Source organism: Micromonospora maritima (assembly GCF_902825405.1).
GTDB classification, from domain to species: Bacteria; Actinomycetota; Actinomycetes; order Mycobacteriales; family Micromonosporaceae; genus Micromonospora; species Micromonospora maritima.
The window spans coordinates 1-9,796 of record NZ_CADEAU010000188.1 but is presented as its reverse complement, the minus strand read 5'-3'; the positions used below and the strand labels follow the sequence as shown (position 1 = coordinate 9,796).

The following is a 9,796-nucleotide window of genomic DNA, read 5'->3' as shown; positions in this document are numbered from 1 at the left end:
GCTCGTCTCCACGGCCGCGCTCGCCGCCCCGGACGTGTCGGCGCCCGTCTCGCGGGTCGGGTGCGCGCCCGCCGCCCCGGTGTCGACCGCCTCGGCCTGATGCCGCAGTCGCCGCCGCCGTCGCTCCACCTCACCCACCCCCCGACCGTACCGCCCGCCCCGCCGACGGGCGGCCCAGCGACGCGACCGCCTCCCGATCACGGAGTTGTGGCGCCCGGAATATCAGATTTATCCGGACATCCGAGGTGCCGCAACTCCACGATCGGCGGGAGCGTGGCGGCACCCCGTCAGAAGTTCTCCATCGGGGCCGGGGCGCGATGCCAGGTGAAGGCCGGTGAGACGGTGCGCAGGGTGTGCGGGGTCAACTCACGGAGGCGGCCGGTGGCGGCCAGCACGGCCGGGGTCGTGCCGCCCAGATACAGCTCGCCGAGCGCGCGGACGTCGCAGGACAGCCCCGCCGGCGCGGTGGTGGCGGCGCACTCCGCCCCGCCCGGTCCGCCGACGAGCCGCCACCGGCCGGTGTTCTCCGGCAGCAGCTCGTCGGTGACCTCGATCACCACGTCGACGTCGGTGGCGTAACGGCGGGCGGCGAGCGCGGCGGGCACGTCCACCACCCGTACCCAGAGCCCGTCGACGAGCTGCGGGGCGAGCTGACGTGGCTCGTCGACCAGGCGTAGCAGCGGCTCGTCGACGGCCGCGATCGGGAACGACAACCGCCGGGTCAGGTCGACCGAGAGCAGCAGCCGCCACAGCGACAGGTAGGCCTCCGGCGTGACCGCGACGACCTCGTCGACCCGCACCTCGCCCCGGGGGACCTCGCCGACCCACTCCTCCTTCGTCCGGTAGAGCGCGTACCCGTCGAGCCCTTCCGGTCCGTGGTGCAGCAGTACCCGCCGCTCGGTCGCGCCCTGCCGCCGGCTCGTCACGTCCGCCAGCACGTACGCCCACCAGCGCTCGTCCCGGCGGGACCAGCCGGGGCGGTCGGCGCGCGCCCGTTCGTACAGTCGGGCCAGCTCGTCGCGGTGCGTGGCCGGGCGGTCCAGGCGCAGCGTGCCCTCGGCGGCCGTCGGGGCGGGCAGTCGCAGCCCGGTGGTGTCGGCGCTCAGGATCAGCCGTTGCGCCGCCGAGCCGTAGCCGAACCGGGGATAGATCCGTCCCTCGCTGGCCCAGAGCACCGCGACCGGCTCGTGCCGGGCGTCGCGGATCTCCCGGAGCTGTCGCCGCATGAGCCCGCTGAGCAGACCGCGCCGGCGGTGCGTGGGGGCGACCGCGACCATGGTCACGTGCGCCGCCGGCACGCTCGCCCCCGGGACGGCGAGGTCGCGGCTGAACGCGGCGGCGTGCGCCACCGCCCTGCCGGCGTCACGGACCAGGAGCGAGCGTTCCGGCTCGAAGATCGGGCGCTCGACCGCCTGGAGTTCGGGGTCGAGGTCGCCGTGGAAGGCCAGCGCGAGCAGCGCGGCGATCTCGTCGAAGTCGTCGGTCCGGGGCACCACCGCGTCGGTCATCGCCCGTGTGTACCCCACCACCGTGGGGGTCGGCACCCTATTTGCCGGGTGGCTACCCTCGGAACCGTGGCCGACGTCGGTCGAGGGGGAGGACGGAAGATGGCGGACCAGACACAGCCGTGGGCGGAGCGCACCGTGGAGGTGCCGCCCCAGCCGGGCGTGGTGCCCGGGCAGCGGGACGCGTTCCGGCGCGGGGTGGCGGCGGTCGGCCAACCGCGTACGCCCCGCACCGAGCAGTTCCCCACCGTCGAGCACGGCGACTGGGCCGGCGAGCCGGCGCCGCGCCGGTCGATGGGCTGGCACCTCGCCCAGGCCCGCCGGGGCGGGGAGTGGAGCGCCGCCGGCGCCCTGTTCGCGTTCGTCTGCTGGGGCATCTGGGCGATCTCCGGCCGGGGCAACCTGGTCGCGCCGCTGCTCACGTTCGTGCTCAGCCTGCTCACCGCGGTCGGCCTGTTCGCGCTGGCCCGGCTGCTCGGCCGGCTGATCCTGGAGCGGCAGCTCGGCCGGGTGCGCCGCAGCGCCCGGGGCGCCCACATGGTCACCGCGTTGTTCCTGGCCGGCGTGGGGGTGGCCTACCTCCAGCAGACCGAGTGGGTGGTCTCCGCCTGGAACTGGGTCACCGGCAACTGACCACCCGGGACGCGCGGGCGGACGGCCCGCCCGCGCGCCCCGGCACCGGCTCAGAAGACGGTGGTGACGCCGACCGCCTTGCAGGCGGCGTTGAAGTCCTCGCCGGCCTTGGCCATGGCCGGGTTGTCGGCGGCGGTGACCGGGTCCGGGGCCGCCGCGGCCTTGGTGACCTCCACGCTGAACTGCCGCAGGGCGGTGGCCGCCTTGCCGTCGCCGGCGGTCGCGACCAGTGCGGTGACCTCCCCGCCCAGCTCCTTGAGGATCTTCGCGAGCTGGGCGTTGGTGTCGCCGCTGGACTGCATGGCCGCGACGAGCTTCGCCTTCATCTCGTCGTTGACCTTCTTGGCGGAGGTGCAGAGTTCCTTCTCGCTGACGGTGTCCGCCGCGGCCGCCGAGGTCGGGGCGGCGGAGGGGGTCGACGAGGCGGACGCCGGCGCGGCGGAGGTGGCGGCGGAGTCGGCCCGGGTGGAGCTGTCCTCGCCGCCGCAGGCGCTGAGCGCCGTGACCGCGACGCAGGCCAGCACAACAGAGAAAATGCGCATCGATTTCACGAGCGCGCACGCTAGTCCATGGCGTCCTCTTGATCAACAAGAGTCCCCGGCACGCGGGCGGACGGTGTGTCACCGCCCGCCCGCGGGGTCGCGGTACGCCGCGACGCCGGTCGTCACTCCACCAGGACGGCGGTGGCATTACCCGGCGCCGCCCGGTTCATCCGTCGCCCGTCGGGATGAGCCCGCCGACCGCCCGTCGGAGGCGCCGGGCCGCTCACCGAGCCGGGACGCGCTTCCGGCGCACCGGCCCCGGCCGACGGTCGTGTCCGGGCGCCGCCGGGGCCAGCATGGCGGCATGGGCGCGTATCGATCAGCGTACGAGCGGAGCATCGCCGACCCGACCGGCTTCTGGCGGGACGCGGCCGGGGACATCGACTGGGTGACCCCGCCGGAGCGGATCCTCGACGACTCGGCCGCCCCGCTGTACCGGTGGTTTCCGGACGGGCGGCTCAACACCTGCCACAACGCGCTCGACCGGCACGTCGCCGCCGGGCGGGGCGACCAGCCGGCGCTGATCCACGACAGCCCGGTCACCGGTACGGTCCGCACCCTCACCTACGCCGAGCTGCTCGCCGAGACCGCCCGGTTCGCCGGGGCGCTGCGCCGGCTCGGCGTCGGCTCCGGTGACCGGGTGCTGCTCTACCTGGCCATGGTGCCGGAGGCGGTGGTCGCCATGCTCGCCTGCGCCCGGATCGGCGCGGTGCACTCGGTGGTCTTCGGCGGCTTCGCCGCGCACGAGCTGGCCGTCCGGATCGACGACGCCCGGCCGGCGGTGGTGGTGGCCACCTCGTGCGGCATCGAGGTGGACCGGGTGGTGCCGTACCACCCGATCCTGTCCGCCGCCCTGGACGAGGCCGACCACGCGCCGCGACACTGCGTGGTGGTGCAGCGCCCGCAGGAACCCGCACCGCTCGTCGCCGGCCGCGACCTCACCTGGGACGAGGCGATGGCGGACGCCGAGCCGGCGGAGTGCGTGCCGGTCGCCGCCACCGACCCGCTCTACGTCCTCTACACCTCCGGCACCACCGGCCGCCCCAAGGGCGTGGTGCGGGACAACGGCGGGCACGCGGTGGCGCTGCGCTGGTCGATGCGCAACGTCTACGGCATCGAGCCGGGCGACGTGTTCTGGGCCGCCTCCGACGTCGGCTGGGTGGTCGGCCACTCCTACATCGTCTACGCGCCGCTGCTCACCGGCGCGACCACCGTGCTCTACGAGGGCAAGCCGGTCGGCACCCCGGACGCCGGGGCGTTCTGGCGGGTCGCCGCCGAGCACCGGGTGGCCGCGCTGTTCACCGCGCCCACCGCGATCCGGGCGATCCGCCGGCAGGACCCGGACGGCGCGCACATCTCCCGGTACGACCTGGGCGCGCTGCGTACCCTCTTCCTGGCCGGCGAGCGCCTGGACCCGGACACCTGGGCCTGGGCGGGCGAGCGGCTCGGCGTACCGGTGGTGGACAACTGGTGGCAGACGGAGACCGGCTGGCCGGTGGCGGCCAACCCGCGCGGGCTGGAGCCACTGCCGATCAAGCCCGGCTCGCCGTCCGTGCCGGTGCCCGGTTACGACGTGCGCGTGGTCGACGGCGCGGGCCGGGAGGTGCCGCCGGGCACGGACGGCTCGATCGTGATCCGGCTGCCGTTGCCGCCCGGCTGCCTGCCCACGCTCTGGGGTGACGACGAGCGGTTCGTCCGCTCCTACCTGTCCACGTTCCCCGGCCACTACCTGACCGGCGACGGCGGCCGGTTCGACGAGGACGGCTACCTGTACGTGATGGGCCGCACCGACGACGTCATCAACGTGGCCGGGCACCGCCTGTCCACCGGCGCGATGGAGGAGGTGCTGGCGACCCACCCCGCGGTGGCCGAGTGCGCGGTGATCGGGGTGGCCGACGCGCTCAAGGGGCAGGTGCCCAGCGGGTACGTGGTGCTCAAGGCGGGCGCCGAGGTGGACCCGGAGGCGCTCGCCGCCGAGCTGGTCGCGCTGGTCCGGCGGCGGATCGGCCCGGTGGCCGCGTTCCGCCGGGTCACCGTGGTGCCGGCGCTGCCGAAGACCCGGTCCGGCAAGATCCTCCGTCGCACCATGCGCGGCCTGGTCGAGGGGCGGGACGAGCCGGTGCCGCCGACCATCGACGACCCGGGCGCGCTGGCGGTCTTCCGCGACCTCGGCCACACCGGCTGACGCCCGCACCGGCCGACCCGGTCCCCGGCCGCACGCTCCGACTGACACGGCACCGGCCGACGCGGTCCCCGGCCGCACGTGCCGGCCGGGGACCGCCCGGGTCAGCGCCGGACCGGGTTGCCGGCGGCGTAGTCCCGGGCCACCCGGACCAGTTCGACCAGGCCGCCGGCGTACTCCTGCGACTCGCCGTGCGCCTCGTCGAAGGGCGGTTGGAAGCCGACGCCCTCCCACTGGCCGGTGGCCTCGTTCCACCTGTCGTTACCGACCTCGAAGTCCCAGGCGAAGATGCCCAACTCGTAGTAGAGCTGGTCGGCCGAGTTGCCGGCGGCCGAGTAGAGCACGTCGGCGACCGGGCCGGTCTGCGACGGCCAGGTGACCGTGCCCCGCTCGGCCGCGATGGCGCCGACGATCCGCCGGGCGCTGGCCAGGAACAGCGTCGACTCGTCGATCGACGGGCGCGGCAGCGTGACCCGCCCGTCCGCCCGGTACGCCCCGGGCGGCCACATGAAGTAGCCGCCGTAGGAGTGCACGTTCATCGCGAACCTGATGTTGGGATGCGCCCGGGCCAGGTCGATCACGTTGCGGCTCTCCGGCTCGGACAGCTCGGCGGTGCCCGCGTAGTTGCCGGACAGGCAGTTGGCGCTCGCGCCCACGTATCCGTCGAACAGGGACCCGACCGTGTAGTTGCGGTTGACGTCCACGCCCCACATGGTGCGGTACTTCGGGTCCCGGGCCGCGCCGGTGCAGTGGTTGACCAGGTTCTTGCGCTGGAAGTTGTAGTCGTGGAACGAGTAGTTCGCGCCGTCCGGGTTCACGGTCGGGATCACGAACACGTCCACCTGCTCCAGCAGTTGCCGGGTCGCCGCGTCGGTACGCGCGTTGGCCAGCAGCCGCTCGGCGAACTCCAGCGTGACCAGCGGCGTCGCCCACTCCCGGGCGTGTTCCTGCGAGTACGCGAGCACCCCGACCCGGGAGCCGTCCCGGTGCTTGCCGATCCGCAGCGCCTGCACCGTCCACGGGCGGGTGGGCACCTCCGTGCCCTGCAACCCGTCGTCGAGGCGTACCGGCCCGGCCACCGGCATCGGCAGCCCGGCCGAGCCGTCCTCCACGATGGCCCGCAACCGCGTCCCCTGCCGGGCGTTGATCGCGGCGGCGACCTCGTCGGTGCTGCTCGTCACCTTGCCGGCGGCGTCGGTCGCCAGGGAGACGGTGAGCACCCGGTCCCGGTACCGGACGGTCAGCGGCCGGCCGGGGCGCCCCGGGTCGACGGTCCGCACCTGGACACCGTTCATGCCCTGGTCGCCGAAGCGGACCGACTCCACCACCACCGCGGCGGCGGCCGGGTCACCCAGGTAGGCGGCGGCGGTGCGCCGGTAGCCCTGGGTGCGGTTCGGCAGGTCGATCACGTCGACCAGGTCGCGGTACTGGCGGCCCAGCCGGGCGATGCGTGCCCTGATGTCGACGGGTGTCAGGTAGGCGTCGATGAAGTCCTTCTGGTAGCCGGCCGGCTGCGGCGGCGGGGCGGCGTTCGGCCAGAGCGCGGGCGTGACCGGCCGGCTCGTCCCGCCCAGGCTGGAGGTGGCGGTGAGCTGCACCGGCCGGGCGGGCACCGGCTGGGGGAGCGCGTAGTGGTACTGGTACTCGCCCGAGTCCTCGAACCGGTAGAGCGGGAACGAGCCGGTGGCGCCGTCGGCCGTACGCCAGGTCACCGTGATCTCCACGTCCGGGTCGTCGGTGGCCGTGGTGGCCACCTGGGCCTGGAGGAAGGTCCTCCCGCCGGTGGTCCACCAGTAGGCCTGGAGGAACTGCAGCGTGTCCGCCCCGTCGGCGGTGCGCAGGCCGCTGCGGGTACGGGTCTCGGCGGCCCGGACGCTCTCGGCGAGCCGCCGAGACCCGTCGTCGGCCCGCTGTACGACCTGCACCGCGCTCGCCCCCTGCCGGGTGAGGTCGGCGAGCTGCCGGCCGGTGAGGACGAGGTCGGCGACCGGCCGGCCGTCCCGTGAGCGCGGCCGGTTGGCCAGGTCGGCGCCGCCGGCGACCAGCCGGTCGAGCTGCCCCTGGTCGGCCAGTCGGACCCGGACCAGCGCGGTCTCGGTGGGGGCGAGGGTGATCGCCGGTGCGGCCGGCGCGGCCGCGCCGGGATCCGGATGGGACAGGCCGGCGGTGATCAGGATGCTGGTGGTGGCGAGCGCGATCCACCGTCGTCGGACGAACACGGGGCCTCCTGACGGACGTCGATGTCACTGACGTCCACACCAGTCGAGGCATCGATCAGTGTCAAGCTCACTTTCGGTCGGGGTAGCCGTAACCGGGGCGTAAGGTCCCGCGCCGGCCGCAGGCCGGATCATCGACCCGTCCGCAGTGGTCCACGAGGGGACTGACGATGAGTCGACTACAGCGCATCCTGGCCTGCCTGACCGTGGTGACCGCCGGCGTCGCCGGCACACCCGGCATCGCGTCGGCGGCCACCGCCCTGCCCACCTACACCTATGTCGACCTGGGCACGATCGGCGTGCCGAGCACGGGGGAGCCGGCCAGCAGCGACGCGTACGCGATAAACGCCGACGGCCTCGTGGTGGGCGTCTCCACCGTCGACGGCATCTACAACACCCACGGGTTCTCCTGGAGGGACGGCGTCACCACCGACCTCGGCACGATCTACCCCGGCCCGTACAGCGCGAGCGCGGCGCAGGGCGTCAACGGCCGTGGTGTCGTGGTCGGCTCGACGAACGTCACCTTCACCGACCCGCCGCACGCCTTCCGGTACGCCAACGGCGTGCTCACCGACCTCGGCACCGGATACGGCGCGGGCAGCGGCAGCCAGGCGAACGACATCAACGACGACGGCACCGTGGTCGGCACCCGCTTCGAGCGACAGGGCTCACCGACGCGGGCCGTGGTGTGGCGCAACGGCCGGATCATCGACCTCGGCACGCTCGGTGGCCAGGCCGGGCCGTGGGGCACCGACAGCATCGCCTACGCCGTGAACGACGCCGGGCAGGTGGCCGGTGGCGCCGTGACGCCGAGCGGTGCCCTGCACGCGTTCGTGTGGAAGGGCGGGGCGCTGCGGGACCTCGGCACGCTCGGCGGCACCACCGAGTCCACGTACGCCCGGGACCTCAGCGACCGCGGCCACGTGGTCGGCGCCTCGCAGAACCGCGTCGGGGAGATCCACGCGACGCTGTGGCGCTCCGGCACCATCCGTGACCTCGGCACGCTCGGCGGCAACTACTCCGAGGCGCGGGCGGTCAACGACGCGGGCCAGGTGGTGGGCCTCGCCCGCACCGCCGGCGACCAGTACTACAACGAGCGGGCGTTCCTGTGGCAGGGCGGCCGGATGGTCGACCTGAACACGCGGGTCCGCGGGCTGCCGCCCGGCGTGACGCTGCGGTCGGCGGAGGACGTGAACGACGGCGGGCTCATCGTCGGATTCGCCTGTCCGTTCGACTGCGACGCCGGCGGCGACCGGGCCCGGCGGGCGTACCTGCTGGTGCCCACCACGCTGGGCTGACCCGGGCGGAGTTCCGGCGGTACCGCCTCACCCGGCGAACCGGTACAGCCGGAACTCCCTGTCCGCCCCGCAGACGAGCGTGTCCGTGTTCCACGAGCAGGACTCGCTGCGGATCTGCTTGACCAGACCCATCTCGAACGGCTTGCCGGCCACCGCAAGCCCGGCGAGGCTGCGGTCGTCCTCGTAGCCGCTCGGTGCCTCGTTGAACAGCAGCAGGTTGCCGGCGTCCAGCCGGACCGCCACGCCGTCGCGGTCGCGCAGGACCGGAGCGGCGCCGTCCGGCCCGAACAGGGTCACCGCGTCGCGCGGCGTGTCCCGTTCGGCGAGCAGGTGTTCGCCGAGCGGGACCAGCCGTTCCGCCTGCGGGGCCGACCACTGCCGGCTGTCCTCGCCCTCGGTCACCGCGACCACCCGGGTGGCGTCCGCGCCGGACTCCGGCACCTCCAGCAGGCAGGCACGGTGTTCCCCGCAGGTGACCAGGTCCTTCGCCCGGCTGCCCGGCTCCGAGGCGTAGAGCACGTCCGGCACGCCGAGGCTGCCCAGGTCGTAGGAGACCAGGCGCAGGCCCCGGTCGGTCTCCGCCACGTACAGCCGGTCGTCGCGGGCCACGACCGGGTCGTCGAGGTCGGCCACGTTGCCCCGGCTCCGCAGGATCTCGCCGCTGCCCATGGCGAGCACCCGCACCGACCGGTCCGCGCCGACCTGCACCAGCCGGTCGGCCTTCCCGGCCCACGGCGCGCGCGGCGTGCCGTCGGGATACCCGGCCCCGTCGAGCGCCTCGCCGGTGCCGACCGGGACCACCACGGTGCGGGAGTCGCCGTACTCGCTGCGCGGGTTGTCCCGCACCCAGCGCTGCCGGCCGTCGTCCAGCCGCAGCCCGACCAGCCGGTTGCCGGTCCGGTCCAGCCACACCAGCCGGTCGGCGCCGAGGAAGACCTCGTCGTCGCCCCGGATGTCGATCGTCCACCGCTGCCCGCCGTTTCCGCCGTCCAGCACCAGCAGGGGGCGCGGCGTGGCGGAGCCCGAGGCATCGGCGACGACGGCGACCCCGTCGGGCAGCGCACGGATCCCGGCCCACCGGTCCGCGGCCGACCCGGTCCGCGTCTCCCAGATCTTCTTCCCGGTGGCGGTGTCGACCGCCCGCACGGTGAGGTGGTCGTCCGGCCCCGACCACGCCAGGTAGGCACGGTCGGCCAGGGTCGCGGTGAACATCTCGCCCGGCCGTTCGTCGCCGACACCCACCGCCACGACCAGCTCCGGCGCGTGGAAGTCCAACGCCGGGTGCCGGTCCCGGAACACCCAGAGCAGCGTCGCGGCCACCACGCCGACCACCACCACACCGGCGCCGAGCGCGATCCACCGACCCCGCCGGCCGCGTCCCCGACCGCCGCCCGGCGGTGCGGCGTCCGGAGCCGGCGGT

General features: G+C 74.6%; 7 protein-coding genes. 3 read left to right on the top strand and 4 right to left on the bottom strand.

Features of this window, described 5'->3' with window-relative positions; all coding sequences use genetic code 11:
* Positions 1 to 287: 287 nt before the first annotated feature.
* Complete coding sequence (locus HUW36_RS17615) at positions 288 to 1,508, bottom strand: GNAT family N-acetyltransferase (protein WP_174529176.1); 1,221 nt, start codon at positions 1,506 to 1,508, stop codon at positions 288 to 290.
* 99 nt (positions 1,509 to 1,607) lie between these two features.
* On the opposite strand from HUW36_RS17615, the gene HUW36_RS17610 reads away from it, so the two are divergent.
* Complete coding sequence (locus HUW36_RS17610) at positions 1,608 to 2,138, top strand: hypothetical protein (protein ID WP_174529175.1); 531 nt, start codon at positions 1,608 to 1,610, stop codon at positions 2,136 to 2,138.
* A 50-nt stretch (positions 2,139 to 2,188) separates the two neighbouring features.
* Here the strand turns inward: HUW36_RS17610 and HUW36_RS17605 are convergent, their stop codons facing one another.
* Positions 2,189 to 2,680, bottom strand: a complete 492-nt coding sequence (locus tag HUW36_RS17605) for a hypothetical protein (protein ID WP_246248206.1) — start codon at positions 2,678 to 2,680, stop codon at positions 2,189 to 2,191.
* Positions 2,681 to 2,984: 304 nt separating this feature from the next.
* On the opposite strand from HUW36_RS17605, the gene HUW36_RS17600 reads away from it, so the two are divergent.
* Entirely contained in the window at positions 2,985 to 4,865 is a 1,881-nt protein-coding gene (locus HUW36_RS17600) for a propionyl-CoA synthetase (protein ID WP_174529173.1), read from the top strand.
* A 101-nt stretch (positions 4,866 to 4,966) separates the two neighbouring features.
* On the opposite strand, the gene HUW36_RS17595 is transcribed toward HUW36_RS17600, so the two are convergent.
* The gene (locus tag HUW36_RS17595; RefSeq protein WP_174529172.1) at positions 4,967 to 7,081 is read right to left on the bottom strand and encodes a M14 family zinc carboxypeptidase; all 2,115 of its coding nucleotides are present in this window, start codon (positions 7,079 to 7,081) and stop codon (positions 4,967 to 4,969) included.
* Between the two features lie 167 nt (positions 7,082 to 7,248).
* Between HUW36_RS17595 and HUW36_RS17590 the strand changes: the two genes are divergently transcribed.
* Positions 7,249 to 8,376, top strand: a complete 1,128-nt coding sequence (locus tag HUW36_RS17590) for an HAF repeat-containing protein (RefSeq protein ID WP_174529171.1) — start codon at positions 7,249 to 7,251, stop codon at positions 8,374 to 8,376.
* A gap of 27 nt (positions 8,377 to 8,403) precedes the next feature.
* On the opposite strand, the gene HUW36_RS34905 is transcribed toward HUW36_RS17590, so the two are convergent.
* A partial coding sequence (locus HUW36_RS34905) for an outer membrane protein assembly factor BamB family protein (protein WP_174529170.1) occupies positions 8,404 to 9,796 on the bottom strand: 1,393 nt, incomplete at its 5' end.

Excerpts from the sequence above, each read along its gene's own strand:
- HUW36_RS17610 (WP_174529175.1), top strand. The coding sequence starts at position 1,608 with ATGGCGGACCAGACACAGCCGTGGGCGGAGCGCACCGTGGAGGTGCCG.
- HUW36_RS17615 (WP_174529176.1), bottom strand. The coding sequence starts at position 1,508 with ATGACCGACGCGGTGGTGCCCCGGACCGACGACTTCGACGAGATCGCC.
- HUW36_RS17605 (WP_246248206.1), bottom strand. The coding sequence starts at position 2,680 with ATGCGCATTTTCTCTGTTGTGCTGGCCTGCGTCGCGGTCACGGCGCTC.
- HUW36_RS17590 (WP_174529171.1), top strand. The coding sequence starts at position 7,249 with ATGAGTCGACTACAGCGCATCCTGGCCTGCCTGACCGTGGTGACCGCC.
- HUW36_RS17600 (WP_174529173.1), top strand. The coding sequence starts at position 2,985 with ATGGGCGCGTATCGATCAGCGTACGAGCGGAGCATCGCCGACCCGACC.